18 protein-coding genes are annotated in these 20,011 nt (G+C 71.4%); 17 read left to right on the top strand and 1 reads right to left on the bottom strand.

Going from position 1 to position 20,011, the window contains the following annotated elements:
• Nucleotides 1-254: 254 nt before the first annotated feature.
• Nucleotides 255-1,658 carry an IS1380 family transposase gene (locus RLT57_RS31760; protein WP_311301135.1) on the bottom strand — a complete coding sequence of 468 codons (1,404 nt, stop codon included), beginning with the start codon at nt 1,656-1,658 and terminating at the stop codon, nt 255-257.
• 126 nt (nt 1,659-1,784) lie between these two features.
• On the opposite strand from RLT57_RS31760, the gene RLT57_RS31755 reads away from it, so the two are divergent.
• From RLT57_RS31755 to RLT57_RS31675, 17 genes are all read left to right on the top strand, one after another.
• Complete coding sequence (locus RLT57_RS31755) at nt 1,785-2,657, top strand: helix-turn-helix domain-containing protein (RefSeq protein WP_311301134.1); 873 nt, start codon at nt 1,785-1,787, stop codon at nt 2,655-2,657.
• Nucleotides 2,658-2,724: 67 nt separating this feature from the next.
• Nucleotides 2,725-3,699, top strand: a complete 975-nt coding sequence (locus RLT57_RS31750; RefSeq protein ID WP_311301133.1) for an MBL fold metallo-hydrolase — start codon at nt 2,725-2,727, stop codon at nt 3,697-3,699.
• A 320-nt stretch (nt 3,700-4,019) separates the two neighbouring features.
• A complete protein-coding gene (locus tag RLT57_RS31745; protein WP_311301132.1) occupies nt 4,020-4,541 on the top strand; it encodes a hypothetical protein in 522 nt (173 codons plus the stop codon).
• A 529-nt stretch (nt 4,542-5,070) separates the two neighbouring features.
• The gene (locus tag RLT57_RS31740; RefSeq protein ID WP_311301131.1) at nt 5,071-5,652 is read left to right on the top strand and encodes a hypothetical protein; all 582 of its coding nucleotides are present in this window, start codon (nt 5,071-5,073) and stop codon (nt 5,650-5,652) included.
• On the top strand, nt 5,607-6,557 hold the full coding sequence (locus tag RLT57_RS31735; RefSeq protein WP_311301130.1) for an ATP/GTP-binding protein: 951 nt from the start codon (nt 5,607-5,609) through the stop codon (nt 6,555-6,557). The genes RLT57_RS31740 and RLT57_RS31735 overlap by 46 nt, the downstream gene beginning before the upstream one ends.
• Nucleotides 6,558-6,576: 19 nt before the next feature.
• A complete protein-coding gene (locus RLT57_RS31730) occupies nt 6,577-7,260 on the top strand; it encodes a flagella basal body P-ring formation protein FlgA (protein ID WP_311301129.1) in 684 nt (227 codons plus the stop codon).
• Entirely contained in the window at nt 7,260-8,075 is an 816-nt protein-coding gene (locus tag RLT57_RS31725) for a hypothetical protein (protein WP_311301128.1), read from the top strand. Before RLT57_RS31730 ends, RLT57_RS31725 begins: the two co-directional genes overlap by 1 nt.
• A gap of 14 nt (nt 8,076-8,089) precedes the next feature.
• Nucleotides 8,090-9,664 carry a CpaF family protein gene (locus RLT57_RS31720; protein ID WP_311301127.1) on the top strand — a complete coding sequence of 525 codons (1,575 nt, stop codon included), beginning with the start codon at nt 8,090-8,092 and terminating at the stop codon, nt 9,662-9,664.
• Nucleotides 9,661-10,593 (top strand): type II secretion system F family protein, encoded by a 933-nt coding sequence (locus tag RLT57_RS31715; protein ID WP_311301126.1) that lies wholly within the window; start codon nt 9,661-9,663, stop codon nt 10,591-10,593. Before RLT57_RS31720 ends, RLT57_RS31715 begins: the two co-directional genes overlap by 4 nt.
• On the top strand, nt 10,590-11,486 hold the full coding sequence (locus tag RLT57_RS31710) for a type II secretion system F family protein (protein ID WP_311301125.1): 897 nt from the start codon (nt 10,590-10,592) through the stop codon (nt 11,484-11,486). The genes RLT57_RS31715 and RLT57_RS31710 overlap by 4 nt, the downstream gene beginning before the upstream one ends.
• 18 nt (nt 11,487-11,504) lie before the next feature.
• Entirely contained in the window at nt 11,505-11,708 is a 204-nt protein-coding gene (locus RLT57_RS31705; RefSeq protein WP_311301124.1) for a hypothetical protein, read from the top strand.
• Entirely contained in the window at nt 11,705-12,127 is a 423-nt protein-coding gene (locus RLT57_RS31700; RefSeq protein ID WP_311301123.1) for a TadE family protein, read from the top strand. Before RLT57_RS31705 ends, RLT57_RS31700 begins: the two co-directional genes overlap by 4 nt.
• Complete coding sequence (locus RLT57_RS31695; RefSeq protein ID WP_311301122.1) at nt 12,127-12,573, top strand: TadE/TadG family type IV pilus assembly protein; 447 nt, start codon at nt 12,127-12,129, stop codon at nt 12,571-12,573. The genes RLT57_RS31700 and RLT57_RS31695 overlap by 1 nt, the downstream gene beginning before the upstream one ends.
• Before the next feature lie 11 nt (nt 12,574-12,584).
• Nucleotides 12,585-13,034 (top strand): hypothetical protein, encoded by a 450-nt coding sequence (locus RLT57_RS31690; RefSeq protein WP_311301121.1) that lies wholly within the window; start codon nt 12,585-12,587, stop codon nt 13,032-13,034.
• Nucleotides 13,035-13,036: 2 nt separating this feature from the next.
• Nucleotides 13,037-16,774, top strand: a complete 3,738-nt coding sequence (locus RLT57_RS31685; RefSeq protein ID WP_311301120.1) for a LysM peptidoglycan-binding domain-containing protein — start codon at nt 13,037-13,039, stop codon at nt 16,772-16,774.
• A gap of 208 nt (nt 16,775-16,982) precedes the next feature.
• On the top strand, nt 16,983-18,539 hold the full coding sequence (locus tag RLT57_RS31680; RefSeq protein ID WP_311301119.1) for a DUF2637 domain-containing protein: 1,557 nt from the start codon (nt 16,983-16,985) through the stop codon (nt 18,537-18,539).
• A 112-nt stretch (nt 18,540-18,651) separates the two neighbouring features.
• Nucleotides 18,652-19,968 carry a hypothetical protein gene (locus RLT57_RS31675; RefSeq protein ID WP_311301118.1) on the top strand — a complete coding sequence of 439 codons (1,317 nt, stop codon included), beginning with the start codon at nt 18,652-18,654 and terminating at the stop codon, nt 19,966-19,968.
• Nucleotides 19,969-20,011 lie beyond the last annotated feature (43 nt).

The raw sequence follows: 20,011 nt of genomic DNA, 5'->3' as shown, positions 1-20,011 counted from the left end.
CCAGGCTCTGAATTTTCCGGCCCGCGAATTTCAGGAGCCGCGACTTCCGGTATATCGCCGGAGCGGGCCGCACATACGGAACCACCGGGGAGGGGTCCTAGCCTCCCTGTTTCGGTTGGGCTTTGCTGAGCTGGGCTGACGTCTCTTTTCGGTGGTCGTCGCGGTTTGTGTGGGGTGGGTATGGCTTTGGCCCGACGCTGGGTCGGGTGCTCCAGGGTTCCTCGGGTCGTAGGTGAACAGGGCTGGGCCATGGGTCAGGTGGCTGGTCTGGGCAGTGCCGCGAGGTGCGTGAATGCCTTGGTCAGCTCATTTCGCCAGGGCCAGGTAGCGGCGATCCGCAGGTGGGGGCGTCGTCCTCCGCGGGTGAGGCGGGCTGCTGCGTGCAGCAGGCGGTAGCGGAGTTTCTTCGGCTCGGCGGTGGCCAGTTCGCCGTCCAGCAGGAGGGTCTGGGTCCAGGCGAGCAGGTCGATGGCGGTCAGGGCCAGCTCCAGCCACGCGGTGTTGATGGCGAAGTGGCGGGAGGGGAAGCGGCCGAAGCCGGTGGTCTTGCCGCAGCGGATGCGGTCCTCGACGCGGGCATGTCCGCGGTGGCGGACCTCCAGAAACTGCAGCGAGCCTTCGCCGACGGGAGTGTCGGTGAGGAACGCCTGGTGGCGCATGCCCTCGTCGAGGTCGAACAGCGACAACTGCGCTCCGGGGTGCGGGCGTTCGCGCCGGACGATGAGGCGTGTGCCGTCGGGGTGGCCGGTCAGGTCGACCATGCCGGTCGGCTCGGCGACCTGCGCGCCGGCCCGCAGGGTGCCGTCCTGCTCCAGAGCCGGGTGCCAGAACCGGTCGGGCAGGGCCCGGACCGCCCGGCGGACGGGTTCGGTGACCGCGTATCCCACGGAGAAGGACGTGCGGATGCCCCGGTCCCGCAGGGAGCGCAGGTGGGCGAGGAAGGTTTTCGCGCCTCCGGTGCTGTCGGCGCGGACCAGGATCGGGGTGCCGTGGCGGTGGGCGTCGGGGATCTGGGCCAGGGCCCGGTCGAGAACGGTGATGTGGTCGCTGGCGGTGTTCGCGCCGGCGTTGCCCGGCCGCAGCAGTCCGGCCAGGGCCTCGCCGGTGTTGTCCAGGAAGCACAGCAGCGGGTGGTAGCCGAAGCCGCGTTTGTAGGTGGGTGCCGCCTGTTCCTTGTCGGAGTGGCAGGTCACCAGGGTGGCATCGATGTCCAGGACCAGGCCGGGCAGGTCCCGGCCACCTGCGCGGGCCGCTGCTATGCCGCCTTTGGTCTCGGCGGCCTGCAGCCAGGCGACGTCACGGGCGGCGGCCCTGGCCGAGCGCAGCCCGGCGAGTGCGGCCGGGTCGATGCCGGCCAGCAGACGCCAGGCGGTCGGAGTGGAAGCGACCGGGCCGAACACGCCGGGCTGGTCGCGCAACAGGGCCAAGTCGGAGATGGCCTGGCCGCCGTCGGCGAGCATCACTGCCACATCGACAGCGACCCGGCCGGGGTCGTGCCCGGTGCCCCGTGGCCGCAGCCGGCGCAGCGTGTCGGTGAAGGCCCCCGTAAGGCCGGTGGCGTCGGCGAGGTCGGCCAGCAGACGCGACCCGGCGTGACTGACCACTCCGCGACCGTCGGCCGACACGACCAGCGCGGGGCGTGACCCGGTAGTCTGCACGCAGAAAGTGCCTTCTCGCTGTGATGACAGAAGCCCTAGACAAGCCTCATCATCCCAGCTCGGAAGGCACTTTCGCGTTCCCGCTCAAGATTCGGACACCACTGCAAACGAAACGCGGAGGCTAGGTTGAACAACAAGGAGGCGTTGCAGCAGCTGCTGCGATGGAAGCGGGGACAGATCAATCCGGTCGAGCTGGGCTGGCCGAAGCGGACCGGGCGGGGGCGGCGCTCGACCGGGCTGTCGCAGGCGCAGGTGGCGCAGGCCCTGTTCGTGACCGAGCGGACGTACGCCGACCTCGAGCGCGGCGACATGGCAACACCGAGCACCGAATTCCTCGACAACGTGGCCAAGGTGCTGCGGATGGAGGAACGGGAGCGCACCGCGCTCTACGTCTACTCCCTGGGCTACGAACCGCCCATTCCCATGGACCCGACGGCCGGGACGAACGTCGCGCCGGCCTGGCAGCAGGCCGTCAACCGCGTCTCTGGGCAGCCCTGTTACATCAACGACGTGGCCTGGAACGTCCTGGCCGCGAACGATGACTTCATACGCATGTTCCCGCAGGACCCGGGCACGACGCCCAGACTGCCCGAGCAGAACCTCATCCGGTGGATGCTGCTGCGGGAAGACGCCCGCGAGCACCACCTCGTCGACTGGGAGAAGCGGTGGGCCGAGCCCGTCGCGGCCCAGCTGCGGACCGCGGTGGCCGCCCATCCCGAAAACGTGGACCTGAAGCAGCTCGACAAGGATGTCAACGAGGACCCGGTCGTCGGCCCGATCTACCGCAATCACAACATCGCCTACGTCCACCCTGACGGGGACACCCGCGTCATGCGGCACGCCGGCTACACGGCCCCGCAGGGCTGCGTGGATCTCAGGGACCGGTGCTGCGAGCAGCACGCGCCCTCCCAGCTGGGCAACGTCACGATGTGCGCGGCGCAGCCGTTCGGGAGCCCGGGTGCCCGGTTCTTCTTCCTGGTGTTCGAGCCCAAGAGTTAGCAGCGAAGGCACTCGTCCCGGCGGAACGATTTCCGCCGGGGCGCGCCCGCCCGCACAATGCATGCCCATGACCCTCGAATCTCTTCTGACTCAGATCGCCCCCGGAGTCTTCGCGTGGCAGCCCAGACAGGCGGCGACGTGGGGACTTGCCAACTGTGGACTGATCACGTCCCAGGGCCAGGCTCTGCTGGTCGACACTCCGTACACCCCCGGTCTGACGGACACCTTCCTCGCCGCCGCCCGCGCGGCCGCCGGCCCGCACGCGGCGCTGGACCGCGTCGCCGTCACGCACGCCAACGGCGACCACACCTGGGGCTTGCAGCAGCTTCCCGGCGCCGAAGTCCTCGCCACCCGCGCCGCCTTGGACCATCAGTGCCTGGAACCGACTCCGCAGCAGCTCTACACCCTCGTCAACGACACTGATCCCGGCCAGCCGCTCGGCTGGTACTTCCGCCACCACTTCGGCAAATTCGACTTCTCTGACATACAGGTACTTCCGCCCACCGATACTTTCGCCGGCCACCGCGACCTGGTGGTCGGCGAAATACCCGTGGAGCTGCACGAGGTGGGACCGGCGCACACCGTCGGCGACCTGATCGTCCATCTGCCCGCGCAGCGGACGGTGTTCGCCGGCGACATCGTCTTCTCCGGCGACCACCCGTCACACTGGGCCGGGCCTCTGGAGCGAGTGTCCGTCGCCTGCGAGCAGATCCTGGGCCTCGATCCTGAGTGGATCGTGCCGGGCCACGGCCCTCTCATGACGCCCGACGAGCTCCGGACGTACGTCACCTACCTGGACGACCTGTCCGACCAGGCCTACCTCATGCACGGCCAGGGCAAGAGCGCCGTCGAGGCGGCACGCATCCTCGTGGCGGAGGACCGCTACGCCGGCCTGGGTCTGCCGGAGCGGCTCGCGATCACCCTCAGCACGGAGTACCGCCACCTTGATGGAGACACGGCCGCGCCCGACCTGCTCGAGCTGATGGAGCACGCGGCCCGCATCGCGTGGGACAGGGCGTCGGTGGCCGAGCCAGCGCGCTGACTCCGCCGCCGCACCGTTGAGCTCCGCTCGTTCCGGCTGGTGAAACGCCGGGCCGCGGAGCATTTCAACGGTTGAAATATGAAATGAACTTGGGCCGATCGAGCTTGCCTCCCCCACGTCCGGACGGTGAAGTACGGGTGTCGGCGCGCCGTGCACGCACGGGGGAGCGCCGCCCAGGCACCGAGGGCCCTCCCACGCCCGTTGACGTGCGCGGTCGAGCAGCACGCTGATGCTGGACTCGATTCCGGATGCCGCCGCCGGCCCCCCCCCGGCGGCGGCACCCGCTCGCACCTGTCTCCAGCCATGCCCCAGGGAGAGCCATGCCTTCCAGCCCGGCCTGTCCGGCTCCCGTGCCGGAATTTCTCGCCCCCCGCGTGAACTGCATCGGCGACGCGGCACGGGCCGGTACGCCTGCGGAGGCGCTGGCGATGGCCCAGGGCCTGGCCGCGGAGCTCTCCGACAGCCACGGCCCGGCTCACGCGCACACCCTGCACGCCGTCGAACTCGTCGCCTTCTGCGCCCAGCTCGCCGGCCGACCGGTCACCGCCACCGACGCTGGGATCCAGGCCGCGACCGGATGGCTGCGCTCGCTGCCGGGAGACGACCGCCAGGTCCGCCGTCAGGTCCGCAATGCCGTCGCCTCCTGGTTCACCGTGGACGACGCGGCCGAAGCAGCGCGAACCGGGCACCTGCTCCTGGCGCTGCTGACGTCGGTCTACGGCCCTGGCCATCCGGCCGGTCACCTGGTCGAGCAGCGGCTCCAGGCCGTCACCGGTCCGGACGGGGCCGCGGCCGCCGAAGCGCTGCGCCCCTCGGGCCCGGCGCTGTCCGTGCGGCCCTGACGCCCCGGCCGGTAAGCCCGCCAACTGGCCCAAGACAGCGGCATATACCTGAAACGCGTCTACCGGAAAAAACCGGTCCTGGCTCCTCCGAATTGGTCCAACCAGAATCAGCCACGGACTGATCGCGTTGTGGGAGACGCGGCGTCCCTGACTGCGAGGGGGATTTTCGCGTTGATCCACACGAGAACTGCTTCCGCACCGGCGGGAACCGGCTGGGCGCCGACTCGGTCCCGGCCGAGTGCCCGGCGGCCGGCACGAGCGGGAACGGCCGCCTCCGCCCCATGGGAGGCGTCGCCGAGGGCCCGCGTCGCCGGCCTTGGGCGTCTGGCCTCACCGACGGACATCCTTCGCCACGACCGGCCGGAACGCAGCGCCTGCCTTCCGAGCGTGGTCGTAGGCTCGCCGGGTCCTGGCCTGACGTGCGTGTCCATGACTGTCGAGACGCGGTAGAGGAACCTCCTCTCCGCGGTCTCGTCCGCATGGCCCGTGCGCCAGTGCCGTACCCGACACCTGAAAGGGATTTCCGCCGATGGCATCGCCCGCCAAGACCCGTTCCCGCGTCCTGCGTCTCGCCGGACCCGTACTCACCTGCGTAGTGGTTGCCGGCGCTCTGGCCGGCTGCGGCTCCAGCGACCCGAAGAGCACCCCGTCCTCGCCCTCCACGAACGCGCCGGCGTCCAAGTCGCCTACCAGCGACCCGGACCAGGCGGCCAAGGACGACGTGCTCTCCGCGTACACCAACATGCGCGAGATCCAGATCAAGATGGGCGCCGACGGCGACCTGCACACCCAGGACCTGGCCAAGTACGCGAAGGGCGACGCCTCGGCCGACCTCAAGAAGTCCGTCCTGAGGAACAGGTCGCTGGGCATCAAGTTCACCGGCAGGCCCGAGATGAACCCCAAGGTCACTTCCGTCGACACCAAGAACAAGGCGGCCACGCTCAGCGACTGCTTCGACGCGACCGGCTGGAAGCCCGTCTACACGAGCTCCGGTAAGGCCGTCGAACTCGCCAAGCAGCGCCTGAAGTACCCGGTCACGTCCCAAGCCACGCTGGAGGGCGACACATGGCTTATCACGAAGATCACGGCAGATCGAACAAAGGGCTGCTGATACGCGGGGCCCGCGTGACGGGCGCCCTCGCGGTTCTCCTCGCCCTGGCGCCCGCGGGTCTGGCCTACGCCGACGGCGGCGCCCACGGCTGCTCCGACGTCGACGTCTGCGTCGACGTCGGAACTCCCGGCAACCCGGGCCACAGCGGCAGCGGCGGCACCGGCGGGGGCGGCGGGAAGGGGGGCAAGGGCGACGGGATGTGCAAGCTCGTCGACGACACCGAGATTCCCTGCCTGCCTGGGTACAACCCCAAGGATCGCTGCTTCTACGAGCTGATGGACCCCCAGCCGCCGCACGGTCCGGGCTACACCGACATGAACGGGGCCGACACCACCGGCCCCGGCGCGTTCTACCAGAAGGACTGCATCGTCAACGACGTCGGCGGCACCGTCTGGCTGACCACGCCCCCGGCCACCGTCCTGCCCGACCCCGCCGAACTGGCCCGCCAGGCGCGGGACAAGATGACGCTGCTCGGTGCCCGCATCGGCTCCACGCCCGGCCCGAACAAGCCCGGCCTGGTCGGCATGCCCGTGTGGCTGTGGAACAACAAGAGCCAGACCACCTGGGGACCCAACACCGCCACGGCAGCCGTGCCGGGCCTTTCCGTGACCGCCACGGCGCGCGTCACCAAGATCACCTACTCGATGGGCGACGGCGGCTCGGTCACGTGCAACACGGCGGGAACGCCGTACAAGAAGTCCTACGGCGGAAAGCCCTCCCCGGACTGCGGCTACCGCTACACGAAGGTCTCCACGAACCAGTCGGGCGGCAAGTTCACCGTCACCGCGACGAGCACGTGGGAGATCACCTGGCAGGCCTCGACCGGCGAGAACGGAACGCTCCCCGACGAGATCCGCACGTCCAACACCACAGCGCGCGTCGGCGAGCTGCAGGTCGTCAACTAGCACGAGGAAAATGAACACGATGGCCCTTACCAAGGAGCAGGCGGCCCCCGAACGAGGCCCCGCGCAGGCGCCGCTGCCGATCACCCACGACGCCCCGCGCAGCCGGCGCCGCCCGGTCGTCGTCGGCGCTGGCCTGGCCCTGGCGGCCGTCGGCGCGCTGGTGTCGGTGTGGCTGGTCAACGAAGCGGGCGACAAGGTCGCCGTCGTCGCCACCCGACACGCCATAGCGGCCGGCGACACCGTCGAAACCTCCGACCTGATGACGGCGGAGATCTCCCACGACTCGGGGCTGCGCACCGTCCCCGTCTCCCGCTCTTCCGAGATCGTCGGCAAGCAGGCCACCTCCGACCTTCCGGCCGGCGTCCTGGTCACCGAGGACTCGGTGAGCGCCGGATCGAGCGTCACCAAGGGCAAGTCCGTGGTCGGCATCCTGGCCAAGCCCGGCCAACTCCCGGTCCAAAAGCTCCACACCGGGGACACGGTCACCATCGTCCACACCCCCGGTGACGGCAGCGACTCGGCCTCGTCCAGCAAGCCCGGCTCGACCCCGGACAGCCTGCCCGCGGTGGTCTCCCGCGTCGGGGCGCCTGATGCCAACGGCGCCGTCGTCGTCGATGTTGCCGCGGCCGAGGTCAACAGCACCTCCCTCGCCGCCTGGGCCGCCGGCGGCGACGTCGCGATCGTGCTGAAGGCGGACAGCTGATGGCCATCATCGCGCTGGCCTCCGGCAAGTCCAGCGGAGTCACATGCTCGGCACTCGCCCTCGCGCTGTCCTCGCCGCGGCCCACGCTCCTGGTGGAGGCAGACCCGGCGGGCGGTACCGTGCGGGCCGGGTATCTCGGCGGAGAAGGAACGGCGCAGGTCGGCCTGCACCGGCTGGCCTCCGCCGACCGGCAGGGCACCCTGGCCCGGGAGTTCCGCCACCACTGGATCTCCCTGGACAAGGAGCACTCGGGCAACCGCATGCTGCTGCCCGGCCTCACCGCTCCGACGCAGGCCCCCTCCATGGCCCGTACCTGGGACAGCGTCGCCGAACTGCTGGCGGTCCTGGACGGGCAGGGCTTCGACGTCATCATCGACGCCGGACGCATCGTGACCGAGTCCGAGACACAGCTGAGCAGCCGCTCCTACCCGGCGCCCCTGCTGCGCGCCGCAGACGCCGTGCTGCTCGTCGTGCGCTCGACCCAGGCTTCGATGGTCGCCGCGGCACCGGCCGTGCGGGTCCTGAGAGAGGACCTGGCCAGCAACGGCACCGGCGCCGACGCACTGGGACTGCTGGTGATCGAGGAAGGAAACGCCTCCACCAGCAACGTGCAGCAGTGGCTGCAGACCCCTGTGGTCTGCGCCCTGGACTGGGACCCGGACACCGCAGACGTGTTCACCCACGGGCAGGCGCGGCTGCGCCGCACCGCCAAGGGCCTGCTGCGCTCGGCCCGCACGGCCCATGACCGTCTGCAGGAGGTCGTCACCCGGCGGCGCATCCAGCTCTACCCCGCGCACTACAGCGCCACGGCCTGAAGGAGGGCAGTGACATGACCGACGTACGACCCGAGCGGGTCCCCCCTGCCGTGGCCTCCCTCGAGGAGCTGTTCGAGCAGCGGTTGAGGCAGCGCAACGGATCGCCGGACACCCACGGGCCCGCCTTTCCGCCGCAGGTCTCTCCCGCCGCTGTTCCCGCCTCTCCGGTCGCGGCCGGCGGCCAGGCCCTCGGCGTGCTGCCGGTGGGCTACGAGGTGATCTCCGATCTGCGCCAGCAGGCCAGCTCCAAGATCGGGCAGGCCAGCGCGGCTGACGGCACCATGAGCCCGCAGGACCAGCGCCAGCTCGGCCTGAAGATCATCCGTGAGACGGTCAGCGAGTGGGCAACCCGGTACGCAGCGACCGCCGTCCAGCCGCTGACCGATGCCCAGGAGGCGCAGCTACGCCAAGCGGTGTTCGACGAGCTGTTCCGCGCCGGCCGTCTGCAGCCCCTGCTGGACAATCCGAACGTCGAGAACATCCTCATCAACGGTGACAGGGTCCGCGTCGACTTCGCCGACCGGCCCAGCCAGCAGTGGGACCCGATCGCGCCGAACGACCGTGAACTCGTGCGGCTCATCAACCACATCGCCCGTATGCAGGGCCAGGGGGAGCGCGCGCTCACGCCCGCGACTCCGAACCTGAACATGCGCCTGGGCGACGGATCCCGGCTCGCGGCCAGCTACCTCATCACCCCGCGGCCCCAGATCGTGATCCGACGCCACCGCACCCGCGGGCAGGGATTGGACGACCTCATGAAGTGGGGAACGCTCGACAGCACCCTCGCCGCCTTCCTGCGCGCCTCGGTCAAGGCCCGCAAGAACATCGTCCTGGTCGGCTCGCAGGGGGCCGGGAAGACGTCGTTGCTGCGCGCCATGGCACGGGAAATCCCCCGCACCGAGCGGGTCGGCACCCTGGAGAGCGAGTACGAGCTCTACCTCCACGAGGATCCCGACGGGCCGGAGGTCGTCGCCTACGAGGGCCGGGAGAGCAACGGCGAACGGGGCCCGGACGGCAAGCCGCTGGGCGAGCTCACCCTCTCCGATCTCTTCCCGCAGCTGCTGCGCATGTCGCTGCGCCGGATCATCGTCGGCGAGGTCCGCTCCAAGGAAGTCGTGCCGATGCTGCACGCCATGAACACCGGTGAGGGCGGCTCGATGTGCACCCTGCACGCCGAGACCGCACAGCTCTCCTCGGAGCGGCTGGTCACCTTGTGCCTGGAGGCCGGCATCGGCATGACCGAGGCCCTGGCCTACCGCCTGGTCGCCCAGGCGATCGACCTGGTCGTCTACATCCGCCTCGTCGACGAGACGGAACTCCTCGACGCAAGCGGGCGCCCCGGGCGCAAGCACCGCTTCGTCAGCCACGTCATGGAGATCACCGGCATCGGCGAGAACAACCGCCCCAGCCACCAGATGATCTTCGCTCCGCGCGAAGAGGGCGGCACCCGCGAGCCCCGCGCCGTCCCTCAACAGATGCCCAGTCCCCGCTACCTCGCCGACATCGAACGCGCCGGGTTCGCGCGCCAGGAACTGACGCGGGCGTGGGGCAGCTGGACCGGGCGCCTGGAGACGGTGATGCCGCTGTGAACCTCGATCTGGACTCCCTGCTCGCCGCGTTCGCCGCGGTGGCGGCCGTGGCCGGCCTCTTCGTTGCCGTGGCCGGCCTGCTGGGCTGGGCCGAGCGTCCCGCCCGGCGCCGCAGCCGCGCCGGGCAGCGGCTGCGTGCCGCGCTGGGCGTGGGCGGGAATCCCGGCCCCGTGGCCTGGTGGGCGCGCGCCAGCACCCGTGTCACCGGGGCACTCGTCGCAGGACTGCTGATCTGGCTGTTCACCGGCTGGCCCATGGGGGGGCTGGTCGCGGCAGTGGTGGTCGTGGGCCTGCCCTGGCTTCTCAACTCGGGCGCCAACGCGACCCGGGAGATCGCCCGCCTCGAAGCGGTCGAGGAGTGGGTGCGCCGCCTCTCGGACATTCACACCGTGGGTGTCAGCCTGGAGCAGAGCATCCAGCGCAGCCTTCAGACGGTGCCGGCCGCCATCAAGGACGAGGTCACCCGCCTGGTCTCCCGCATGTCGGCCGGCTGGCATCCCCAGGACGCCTACCGGGTCTTCGCCGACGAGCTCAACGACGCCACGGCCGACGAGGTCGTCGCCCTGATGATCCTGCACATCGAAGACCGCGGTGCCGGGCTCAGCCGCGCGCTGAACGACCTCGCCTCCGGCCTCTCGCACGAGGTCCTCGGCCGACGCGAGATCGAAGCCGACCGTCAGAAGCCGCGTACGAACGACCGCTGGGTGACGATCTTCTGTCTCGTGATCTTCGGGCTGTCCATGCTGTCGGGTGCCTACACCGAGCCCTACACCACCGTCGTCGGCCAGCTCGTCCTGGTCCTGCTGGGCGCCGCGTTCGTCCTGGTGAAGATCTGGATGCGGCGGATGGCCATGATCGAGCCCACTCCACGGTTCCTGTCCGCACAGGACCGTGCGGGCGGCGGCTCCACCCTCAAGGAGGCGGCATGATCTCGCCGTTCGCGGTCCTGGGCGGCGCCGCCGTCGGCGCCGGACTGGTTGTCGCCTTCCGGGGTCTGGCCCCCGGCCGCCCCGATGTGGGGGACGTCATCTCCCGCATGGACGCCGGCCGCCTGGAGAACCTCCAGCCGGTGCGCACCACCGCGCCGGCTGGCGGCCTGGAGAAGCTGGGCGCCGCGCTGCTGCGCTCGGCAGGCGAGGGCACCCTGCGCCTACCGCGCCAGGAGCTGGAGCTCATCGGTCGCAGCCCCACCCGGCACATCGGCATCAAGGTGATGCTCGGCCTGTACGGGCTGGTGCTGCCCGCACTGCTGGTCTACGCGGCTGCCGCCGCCGGGTATCCGATGCCCTTCCCCGTGCCGGCGCTCGCCGGCCTGCTGCTGGGCGTGCTGTTCTGGTTCGTTCCCGACATCCACGTCAAGCAGCAAGCGGTCGAGGCCCGCGCGGACTTCCGTCATGCCATCAAGACCTACCTGCGCCTGGTCCAGCTCGAGCGGGCCGCCGACGCGGCCCCCACGCAGGCCCTGAAAAGAGCGGCGGAGGTCGGCGATGGCTGGGTGTTCGTGAAGATCCGCGACGCGATCACCCGGGCCGAACTGGAAGGCATCAGCCCCTGGGAGGGGCTGCGCCGTCTGTCGGAGGAGCTCGACGTGCCCGAGCTCGGCGCCCCCGCAGACATCATCTCGATCGCTGGCGAAGAGGGCGCGGCCGTCGGCGAAACCCTCGGCGCCCAGGCCCGCTCCCTGTCCGGAGCCCTGGTCACCGCGGCCAAGGCCAAGGCCAACAGCGCCTCGGAAAAGATGGTCATGCCGGTCTCCGCCCTCGTCGTGATCATGACCATCTACGTCGGCTATCCCGCCCTTACGCGGATCATGTCCGCCTGACAACGACAAGGACGCACCATGCAGTTCAACGACCCCATCCTCAGCCTCCTCGTCGCCCGCGCCCGCGCGGAAGTCATCAAGCTGCGCGCCCTGACGGAACAGGACCGCGGCGGCCTGTCGATCGAAGCGATGATCATCGTCGGCTCCCTCGTGGGCATCGCCGTCGTCGCAGCCGGCGTGCTGCTGCTGAAGGTCAACGAGAAGGCCGGCGAGATCAAGTGACGCACTCCGGACGGCGGGTGCGCCGGTGGGCCCGGGCCGTCGCTGCCCGCAGCGCGGCCCGGGACCGCGGCGCCCTGTCCCTGGAGCTGCTGGTCATCTTCCCCGTCGTGCTGCTCCTGATCATGCTGACGGTCCACGCCGGCCTGTGGTGGCACGCGCGCAACGTGGCGCTGTCCGCAGCGCAGCAGGGGGTCGAGGCGGCCCGCGGCCGCGACTCGACCCTGGGCGCCGGCACCCGGGAGACCCAGGACTTCCTCAACCGTGCGGGAGGCAGCATCTCCGGCGCGCACGTCAGCGGCACCCGGGGACAGACCGTGCGGATCACGGTCACCGGGCACGTCGACACTCTGATCCCCGGCCTGACGCTGCCCATCAGCCAGCACGCCCAGGCCGCGACCGAACGCATCACGGAGCCGTAGTGATCACCACCGCCCTACGCAGGCAACTGGCCCGCGACGACGGGGCACTGTCACTGGAAGCCATGATCCTTTTCCCGGTACTGATCATGGTGCTGCTGCTGATCGTCGCCTTCGGCCGCATCCAGTCCTCCGGCAACGCCGTCGACACAGCCGCACGCAACGCCGCCCGGGCCGCGTCCCTCGAACGCGACGCGGGCGCGGCGCGCAGCGCCGGAACCGCCGACGCGCGAGCAGGTCTCCGCGACCAGGGCCTGTCGTGCACCGCGGTCTCGGTCGACATCACCACCGACGGGTTCAACGCACCCCTGGGAACACCCGCCACCACGACCGCCACCGTACGCTGCACCGTACGGCTGTCCGACATCGGGCTGCCGGGCCTGCCCGGCGCCAAAACCCTGACCTCCAGCTTCACCAGCTCGATCGACTCCTACCGCCAGCGCGACTGAAACAGGAACCCATGACCGCCGCCCGCCCCACCCCCGCGTCCCCGCCGGCCGCCGCGCACCCGCGCTGGTGGCGGCGGGACAACGGCGCGCTGTCGCTCTTCGTCCTGGTGACGATCGTCGGCCTGTTCGCCGTCGCCGCCCTGGTCGTCGACGGCGGCGGCAAGCTACGGGCCCTGAACAACGCCGAGGGCGTGGCAGGCGAAGCCGCCCGAGCCGGCGGGCAAGCCATCGACGCGGGCAAAGCCATCTCCGGCGAAGGCGTCGTCGTCGACCGCAACGCGGCCGTGGCAGCCGCCCGCTCCTACCTCGCCCGCGCGGGCGCCACCGGAAGCGTGCAGGTCAGCGACGACGGAGCGTCCCTGACCGTGACCGTGAACGAGACCTACTCCCCCGTCTTCCTGCCGGGCGGCAACTGGTCCGTGACCGGCACCGGCCACGCCGACCTGGTCTACCGGGGGTAGACATGAACACACGCAGCAAACCCGCCGCGTTCGCCCGCGGCCTGGTCAGTCTGGCGGCCCTCCTGGTCCTGCTGGCGGCCGTCCCGTACGTCCTGTTCCACATCGGGGTCCTGCCCCATCACATGCCCTCCGGCCACGAGATCGTCAGCGCACTGACCCAGCAGGACACCGGTCAGCTCTTCCTCGGCGCGATCACCCTGATCGGCTGGTACGGGTGGCTGTCGTTCGCTGTGTCGGTCGCGCTCGAAGCGGTGTTCATCGTCCGCCAGCGCAAGGCGCCCAAGCTGCGGATGCTCAGCGGAACGCAGCGGCTGGCCGGCACCCTGGTCGGCGGGATCATCCTCCTGCTGCCGACCAGTGGTGCGTTCGCCTCCCCCGCGTCGGCCGCCCCCCACGTGGCTACCGCCTCGGCCAGCCACGTCTCGGCCGCTCCGGCTGCCGCCACGGCCGCCTCCGGGCACACGAACGCCGCCCCGGCCGCCGCGCACACCGGCCCGGTCCATCACGTCAGGGCAGGCGACACCCTGTGGGACATCGCCGAGCAGCGCTTGGGCGACGGTCTGCGGTGGCGCGAGATCGTCGAGGCCAACCAGGGCGTGACACAAGCCGACGGCTCCCACCTGACCGAAGACGCCACCGTCCTCCAGCCCGGGTGGACACTGCGGCTGCCCTCCGACGCCCAGCCCGCGTCCTCGGCCGACGAGAGCGGCGTGCAGACCCAGACCGGCGGCACCGCCGCCGCCCACGACACCGAGCACACCGTCCGGCCCGGCGAGACGCTGTCGTCGATCGCCAAGGACGAACTCGGCGACGCCCACGACTATCCCGCGATCGCCGAGGCCAACGACCACGTCCGCCAGCCCGACGGCCGCACCCTGACCGACCCGGACAAGATCTACCCCGGCTGGCAGCTGAAGATCCCCACAACCCATGGCGACGCCGGCGACCGTACGGACCCGCCGACCCCGCCGCGCGAAGAGCCCGCGCCCAACCACAGCAGCGGTGGCGAGCAGCAGGGCAGCGGGCAGCACGAGCAAGCACCCGCACAGCACGGCCAGGACAAGGAGGGCGATCAGGGAGGCGGCAAGCCGACGGCCCGCCCGGACGCGCCGGCCACCCAGATGCCGGCGCCCCGCGAGTCCGCACAGCCGTCCGACCGGACACCGGCTGCGCCTCACACACCGGCCGAAGCCGCCCCCCAACAGGACTCCGGCTCCGGCGAGCAGAGCGTGAAGACCGTCGCAGCGGCCGGGAGCATCCTGGCGGCCGCCGTCCTCGCCGTCATCGCCACCCGCCGGGCCCGGCAGCAGCGCCGGCGTCGCGCGAAGCGGCGCATCCCCATGCCCAGCGGGGCGGTCGCGGACTTCGAGAAGCAGCTGCGCGTGGCCTCCGACATCACCGGAACCCTGCTCGCCGACCGGGCCCTGCGCACGCTGGCCGCCAACTGCCGCCAGAGCGGACGCCCGTTGCCCGAGGTCGAGGCCATGCGCATCACCGCGCGAGGAGTGGAACTGCACCTGGCCGCCGCCGTTCCCCCTGTCGAGCCGTTCACCGAACGCGAGAACCTCCCGACGGTGTGGTGGTGCCCGGCCCGCGGCGCCGCCCTGCTGGAGGCGGACCAGGCCGCCGACATCACTCCCCCCTACCCGGCTCTGGTCAGCCTGGGCGAGACCGCGGACGGCGACCCGGTCCTGGTCGACCTGGAAACCATCGGCCTGCTGCGCCTGGACGGCAGCCCGGCCGACGTCCGCGCGGTCACGCTCGCGCTCGCCGTGGAACTGGCTTCCTCCAAGCTCGCACCCGCCACCCAGGTCGTCCTCGCCGGCGCCGGAAGCGACCTGCAGACCCTCTATCCCGACCAGATCGACCACCACACGGAGCTCGGCGAGGCCGTCGCCGAGCTCCAGGCGCACGACGCCTTCCAGCGGGATGCCCTCACCGACGGCGGCCACGATCACCTGCGCGGAGCCCGGCTGAGCGAGGAGACCTCGGGAGACTCCTGGATCCCCCGCATCCTGGTCGCCACCGACGCGCCGACCGGCCCGTCGACCGCCGTGCTCGAGGACCTGCTCTCCTCCCGTCCCCGCACCTCGGTCGCGGTCGTCACCGCGGCCGGTGCGCAACTGGACCTGCCCGGGGCGTGGACTTTTCCCGCGCAGCCCGGCACCGCTGTCGAACTGCCCGGCCTGGACCTGGCCGTACGGCTGCAATACCTCGACGATGCCGCCTACGACCGGCTCGTCCAGCTGCTGGTCACCTCCAGCCGCACCGACGACGTGGCGCCGCCGCCGTGGACCCGTCACACGGGCCCGGCGGACCACAACGGTCCGCGACACACCGTCGTCACGGCCTCCGAGGACTCCGCGCTGGCCCCCGAGACCACCGCCCGCCCCACCGCAGACACCAGCCGGCCGGCCGCAGGGGGCGGGGACCTGGCGAGCGCGCTGCCGAGCTTCGCTTCCCTGGCACCGTCCTACTCCCCCGCCCTCGACAGCACGGCAGCCTCCCTTCCCGAGCAGGACGACTCCGGCAGCGCCCTGTCGGCCGACGCCCTTGCCGACGCCGACACCGGCCCGGCGCAGGAGGATTGGAACGACGCTTACGCCGACGAGCCCGACGACGCCGAGGCGATGGTGGCCGACAGCGCACTGGACGGGGACGAGCCGGAGGAGGAGGGCTCCGCGCTGGACGGCGCCGTCTGGGGGAAGCCCGCGTCCGCCGACGAGTTCGACACCGCGCTGAGCGAGGTGCTGGCCGAACAGGACGACGTCGCCCCGCAGACCGCGGATGACGCCGACGCCGACGAGGACAGCACGGAGTCGGGCCTGTCCTCAGCCGCGCTCGGCCAGCCGCAAGGGCCTGCCGCCGCCCCGGCAGAGCGACGCATCGTGCCCCGGCCCAGCGCGGCGACCTCCACCGTGCTGGCCGCCCTGGCCACACCGCCCGAACCTCCGGCAGCGCCCCAGATCCACGTCCTCGGACCGGTGGACCTGGTGGGGACGCTCGGCCGGGTGGAGAGCAACCGCCGCAACGCGCTCAAAGAGATCGCGGCCTGGCTGGTGCTCCATCCGGGACTGCACCGCCAGGACCTCGACGACGCCATCTGGCCGGGCATGCGCACGCTCGCCGACTCCCGCAACTCGGCAATCAGCAAACTGCGTGCGTGGGTGGGCCGCGATCCACTGCTGCCGGCCGGGGACGCGCAGGCCGCCTACCTGCCCCCGATCAAGGGCGGCGTGTACCGCTTCAGCGACCAGGTCACCTCCGACTGGGGCCAGTTCCAGGACCTGTACCAGCAGGGCATGCACCACGACGGGCAGGATGCCGACGTCGCGCTCGCCCAGGCCCTGGCCTTGGTCCGCGGCCGCCCCTTCGCCGACGTCGACCCCGCCAAGTACACCTGGGCCGAGGCCGACATCCAGGAGATGATCAGCGCGATCGTCGATGTCGCCCACGAGTTGGCCGAACGGCGCCGCCACCTGCGCGACTACCGCGCCGCCGCCCAGGCCGTCACCAAGGGCCTCATGGTCGACGCGCAGTCCGAACTGCTCTACCGCGACCTGTTCACCATCTGCCACGAGATGGGAGACGAGGACGGGCTCAAGCGCGCCGCCCACCAGCTGGCCCGCATCAACACCGAAGAGGGCTGCGACTCCTCGCCCGAGACGGTGGGCCTCCTGCGCACGCTCCTGAAGGGCGAACACGCCCACTCCACAGCACTCGGATCCGCCGCTTCATGACCTGCCACACCGCATTCGCCCCGGCCCGCTGTCACACCGGGCCGCTGGAACGGACCTGTAGAGAGCGAGGGCCTTCCTCGGCCGATCATCCGACAAAGGAGCACACGCGCATGATCCCCCGCCGGCACCGCCCAGCCGTCCCGCGCGCCGGCACCGCCGTACGGGCGGTCGCCGGCAGAGTTGTTCGCGCTTCAGGAGGAGGCCGGTGATGGATCTTTCGCAGTTGGCTCTGCCCGGCGGCCTCACCATCGCCGGGATCGGCGCCGTGGCCACCACCGGCATGGTCCTCGGACACCGGCGCCGCAGCAGCGAGCAGACCGCGACCACCGAGGAACGCGACCAACTCGCCCTCCAGCGACGCCAGTCCTGGCAGCGCCGACTGGCCGTGACGTCCCTGGCCGTCGGCTGCCTGATGATGTTCGTCCTGGCGGGCATCGCGGCCTGGCTGAGCTTCGGGGCTCAGCGCGAGTACGCCCACGCGCACAACGGCGGCGACTGGGACGCGGCCACCCTGTTCGCGATGCTGCTCGACGCCGGGGCCTTGAGCCTCAGCCTGATCCGGTTCTTCGAAGCGCTCTCCCTCCGCTCTTCTGGGATCACCAGGCTGCTGCTGTTCGCCTTCGTCGCGGCCTCGGCACAGATGAATCTGCTGCACGCGCCCGAGGCAGGCTTCAGCGGCGCGTTCCTCGCCGTGGTGCCGCCGCTGGAGTACGCGGTACTGCTCGAGATGCTCCTGTTCAAGATCGAACAGGTGATCATGGGCAGGCAGAAGCGGCGCAGGGGTGATGAGGAGCGGGGCTACAGCCTGCTGTTGTGGCTTCCCTGGCCCATCGGGTCCCCCGTGCGGATGTGGAAGGCGTGGCGCAAGGAGCTGCTCGCCACCGTCGACAACGTGCGGGTGACCGGATCCCGGCACGTTCTGGTGCCGAGCACCGGCGACGAGCCGGCCCCCGTCCCCGCATCCGGCCCCCCGGTGGCCGCAGATCTGCCGGACCCGCCCGCCGTCCCGGCACGGCAGAGCGGCGGGACGGCGGACGTCCTGGCCGCGCGGGATGCTGGTACCCGGCGGCCGGCGGCCGGCGAGGGCAGCGCTGCGGTGCCCGTGACGCAGCAGCCCGCCTTGCCCGGTCCGCTCAAGCCACCGGCCCCTCCTGCCGAACGGCCTGCCCCGGCAGCGCAGCGGCCCGAGCCCGTCACCGCGGCAGTGCCCGCTGCGGCTGCGCCGGCCGCTCCGCCCCCCGTACACCCGCAGTCCGGCGCGCGGGCAGAAGAGGAGGAGTCGCAGACCGCAGGCGGGGACATCCGGGATGAGGAGCCGGATGCACGCGATGAGAAGGCGGCCCCGCCGGACGGGCGCAGCGGCCGGGGCGGCTCCCATCCTGAGCCCGGCGACGACGGAGAGGCCGACGACGAGGGCGACGGCTACGAGGACGAGATCCAAGCTGAGCACGGCCGGCCGGCGCCCGGAGCGGGTGACGGCGACGTCCGTGAGCGGCAGCGCGCGCAGATCGACCTCTCCGCACTTCCCAAGGACGAGAAGCCGCGCCAGCTCGCCGAGCGCATCTACCTCGCTCACCAACTGGCTGGCCTCGCGCTGGACAAGGCGGACCTGGGCCGGTGGGCCCGCTACAAGAACCCGCGGTCCGGACACAACGAGTACCTGCGGCTGGAGAAACAGTACGGACCGATCATCGAGAAGGAGGGCGCCGGCTACCTCGACCTGGACTGGTCGGTGCAGCCTGCTGACACCGCTCAGGCCGCCTGAGCGACGGTCCGGCTGACCAAGTCGGGGCACCGGCCGGACCGCGGGCTCTGCGCCGGTGTCGGTGCCGACCGGTAGCCTCGTGCCGAAACGACATCGCCCACGCAGGGGGAGCATGATGAGCCGCGGCCGCTGGGAGCAGGCGATCGCCGATCTTCAGGCCCAAGGCGGCGCGGCCCGGGCCTCCGCCAACCGCGTCGACGACCTCGGCGTCGACGCGGCACGCGGGGCCAGGAAAACTGCGATCGCCGTCCACTACGCAGCCGAGACCGACTACCTTCGCAGCGCCCTCGTCCTGCTGCGCGCCCACCTCGACGGTGCGCGCCCGCCGCGGCGTCTGCCCATCGCCCGCATGTGGCCGCGTCCCGCCCGCGACGTCTGGGAAGAGCGCTGCCTGGGCCGGCTCGGCGGAGTGTGGCGGGCGATCCCCGGCCAGGCCATGCTGCAGCGGATGCGTAGCGCCCCGTCCGATCCGCTGCTCGACAGGGTGGCCGTGCAGGCCGAGGCCCTGCGGGCCAGCTTGCACGGCCACCGGCGGCACCCGCAGATGTACGAGAGGTTCCTCCCCACACCCGGGAGCAGTCCCATGGACCTGGCCGTCGGACGAGGCGGACGCACGGCTCCGACGCTGCCCGGTTTCCCCGACCCCGGACACCCCCTGAACCTCGCCTTCGCCGCCCGCGGCACGGGCCTGCGGATCCAGCCCGCCCGGAACTCCGAGGCCGGGCAGCTCAAAACGGACGAGTTCGCGGTGCACGAGCGGGCCCTCGCCTTCGGCGACGCTGTTCTGGCTCTCCTCGCACATCACCACCCGACTGGTACGAGCAGCGAGAGCCGCACCGGCCGCCTGCGCGGCGCCGGGCGGTGGGTCGGCCGCGAGAAGGCCCTGATCGCGCCCCGCCCGGCGTGGCCGGCCAAGCTCAACGCCTTCCAAGCGGTCACCGTATGCGGGCTGTCGCTGCTGCTGCTGGCCTGCGCAGCGCTTCCGCTGACCTTCGCCAACGCGGCCGGACTCCTCTCGTACTTCACCTGGGCGTTCACGGCGACGGGGCTGCTGGTGGGCCTCGGCGGCCTCTGTCTCTACCGGGCCGTGCCGAAGCTGCTCCGGCGTCCCGGCTGGAGCGCGGCGCTCCCGGGGATAGCCGCCGGGCTCGCCGCGATCGTGGTGTGGCAGGTGCAAGGCCCCTTGGCGGGCCACTTCTTCGCGGGACCGTACGAGCGGTACGAGCGGAGGTCAGGCGATGGATGCCTGGCGGGCAGCCCCTACCGCACCGACGCCATCCAGTCACAGGTCAACGACCGCACGCTGGTGGTCACTCCGATCAGTGGTGTGACGACGCTGCGCCTGGGGCCCGCAGAAGACCACGGCACGCAACCCCTTCGGCCGCTCGACCAGGCGACCCGGGCCGTACTCGCGCGGTACGGCTGCTGAGCGGTACAGCCTGCCGAGACACCTGGACGGGCCCGGCTGTCAG

Source organism: Streptomyces sp. ITFR-21, assembly GCF_031844685.1.
GTDB lineage: Bacteria > Actinomycetota > Actinomycetes > Streptomycetales > Streptomycetaceae > Actinacidiphila.
Note: the sequence above shows the minus strand (reverse complement) of the source record. Positions and strands in the feature narration are given on the sequence as shown.